The organism is Anaerolineae bacterium (genome assembly GCA_014360855.1).
Lineage (GTDB): Bacteria > Chloroflexota > Anaerolineae > JACIWP01 > JACIWP01 > JACIWP01.
Window position 1 is genome coordinate 1 of the sequence record JACIWP010000413.1, and the last position, 1739, is coordinate 1739.

Sequence of the window (1739 nt, forward strand, 5' to 3'; positions counted from 1 at the left end):
TCTTCTTCCAGACCCGCACCGGGAACACCCCCTGGCCGGATGCCTCCTGGAGCGATTGGAGCGGGCCGGTATGGGACCCCAATGAGGGCATGTGGGTCTATCCCGCGCCGGACGAGATCGTGGACGGTGCCGGCGGCCTCTATCCCACCGCCCGCTACTTCCAGTACCGCTTCTGGATCGAGGACTGCGACGGCTTCTGGAAGTTCCCTGGCTCCGATTACTCCCAGCCCCAGCGCATGCCCCAGGCCTGGGTGAGCAAGGTGATAGTGCATTACAGCCCCAAGATATATCCCGTGGGCCTGCCGCTGGTGATGAAGGGCGGGTAAGCGCCGGCACATACTGTACCGCATCCCTTCTCGACCGTCCCTGCCGCCGGTTCGCTTGATGCGGCGACTTCGGGTATAATGACGCCGCCGGCGCGCGAGCGCCGGGGACATCACTCTCTCGAAGGAGCCTGGGTGGGATGAAAATCGCCATCAGTGGAAAGGGTGGGGTGGGCAAGACCACGCTGGCCGGCCTGCTGGCCCATGTGTATGCAGTGCGCGGCCGGCGCGTGATCGCCATTGACGCAGACCCTGATGCCAACCTGGCCTCAGCCCTGGGATTCTCCCCGGAGACCCTGGCGCGGCTGAAGCCCATCGCCGAGCTGGAAGACCTGATCGAGGAGCGCACCGGCGCCAAACCCGGCACCTACGGCGCCATGTTCAAGCTCAACCCGCGGGTGGATGACATCCCGGAGCGCTACTCCGTGGAGGAGCGCGGCATCCGCCTGCTGGTGATGGGCACGGTGGACAAGGGCGGCTCGGGGTGCGTCTGCCCGGAGAGCGTACTGCTCAAATCGTTGGTGACCCATCTTCTCCTGCGCGAGCAGGAGGTGCTGATCATGGACATGGAAGCCGGCATCGAGCATCTCGGGCGCGCCACCGCCGGCGCAGTGGATGCCTTCATCGTTGTCGTGGAGCCCGGCCTGCGCAGTATCCAGACCGCGCAGACGGTGGCCCGGCTGGCCCGGGACATCGGCGTGCGGCGCGTGTACGTGGTAGGGAACAAGATTCGCGACGAGCGGGACCGCCAGTTCATCTTGTCCAACCTGCCGGAACTGCCGGCGCTGGGATTCCTGCCCCTCAGCCCTCTGGCCATTGAGGCCGACCTGCAGGGCAAGGCCGTCTTCGATATGGACCCCGGCCTGGTGCAGGAGGCGGAGCGCATCGCCAACGAGCTGGAGTCCCGCATCAAGGCGCCCCAATGAGCAGTAGTTTTCACCCGCCCCGAAGGAGGTCCAAGTGTCCAAATCCGCCGAGCGCGTGAAAACGGGCATTGATCAATTGGATGCTATGCTGGACGGCGGCGTGCCGGCCGGCTCCAGCGTGCTGATCCAGGGCGCGCCGGGGGTCGGCAAAACGACCTTCGGCCTGCAGTTCCTGTACGAAGGAGCTGTGCGCTACAACGACCCCGGCCTCTTCGTCACCTTCGAGGAGTTCCCGGTATGCCTATACCGGGATGCCCAGGCATTGGGCTGGGATTTCAAGGAACTGGAGCGCCAGCGGCGGGTGCGGGTGGTCTTCACCTCACCGGAGATCTTCCTGGCCGGCCTGCAGGCTCCCGAGAGCCTGATCGCCGACTTCATCCAGGACTGGAACGTGCGGCGCGCCGTGATCGACAGCGTATCCCTGTTCAAACGGGTCACCACGGACCCGGTGCGCCTGCGGGAGGTGTACCATCACCTGGTGAACGGGCTG

The 1739-nt window shown here is 65.6% G+C and carries 3 protein-coding genes; all 3 read left to right on the forward strand.

The genetic code is table 11. The features are described 5' to 3' along the window. The coding region (locus H5T60_14620; protein ID MBC7243665.1) for a hypothetical protein at nt 1-326 on the forward strand (326 nt) is incomplete at its 5' end. 137 nt (nt 327-463) lie between these two features. Continuing rightward, nucleotides 464-1249, forward strand: a complete 786-nt coding sequence (locus tag H5T60_14625) for an AAA family ATPase (GenBank protein ID MBC7243666.1) — start codon at nt 464-466, stop codon at nt 1247-1249. Between the two features lie 34 nt (nt 1250-1283). Then, nucleotides 1284-1739 (forward strand): AAA family ATPase (locus tag H5T60_14630; protein MBC7243667.1); only part of this gene is annotated, 456 nt, incomplete at its 3' end.